Consider the following 698-nt stretch of genomic DNA (forward strand, 5'->3'; position numbering starts at 1 on the left):
ACTTTCTACCGTTCATCACATCAACGGTCGCAGCGTCACTGATTTTCTTCAACATGTACTCTCCTAACTCAGGAATTATTAACCAAACGCTGATGGCTCTGGCTGATAGCACGCTGTTTGGTTGGGCATTTGCTTGGGTTAATGATTTTCAACCCATCCGCTGGTTAGACGATGCCACTATGGTGAAGCCGTCTATCGCGATCATGGTTTTCTGGAAATACACCGGTTTTAACATCGTCCTTTACACCACGGGTTTAATGACGATTCCTAAAGACATTTTAGAAGCTGCTCGTATGGATGGTGCCAATGCCTTCCGCCGCTTCTGGAACATATCACTACCAATGATTCGTCCATTTATCTTCTTTGCAATTACCATGACCATCATCGGTAACCTGCAAATGTTTGAAGAACCGTTCGTACTAACGCGTGGCACAGGTGGTACAGGCCAATCTGGTTTAACTATCTCTATGTACCTCTACAAAGTGGGTTGGGAATGGCTAGAAATGGGCACGGCCTCAGCGATTTCATGGCTTCTGTTTGCACTCATCGCAACGTGTACCTTGGTTCAATTTTTATTCTTCGGTAAGAAAGGCTTAGGGGAACATTAAGATGTCGACATCAATTAAGACAAATACTTCACCACTAAGTGGCCTAATGCCAAGCGAACGCACCATGTACATCATGACTAAGATCTTGAT

At 44.4% G+C, this 698-nt stretch carries 1 protein-coding gene; it reads left to right on the forward strand.

Annotation, left to right across the window (positions count from 1 at the left end; translation table 11 throughout):
- A partial coding sequence (locus AB4486_RS24335; RefSeq protein WP_372119202.1) for a carbohydrate ABC transporter permease occupies positions 1 to 608 on the forward strand: 608 nt, incomplete at its 5' end.
- Between the last annotated feature and the right edge of the window lie 90 nt (positions 609 to 698).

The organism is Vibrio sp. 10N.222.55.C6, assembly GCF_041473395.1.
In the GTDB taxonomy this organism is placed as follows: domain Bacteria; phylum Pseudomonadota; class Gammaproteobacteria; order Enterobacterales; family Vibrionaceae; genus Vibrio; species Vibrio crassostreae_C.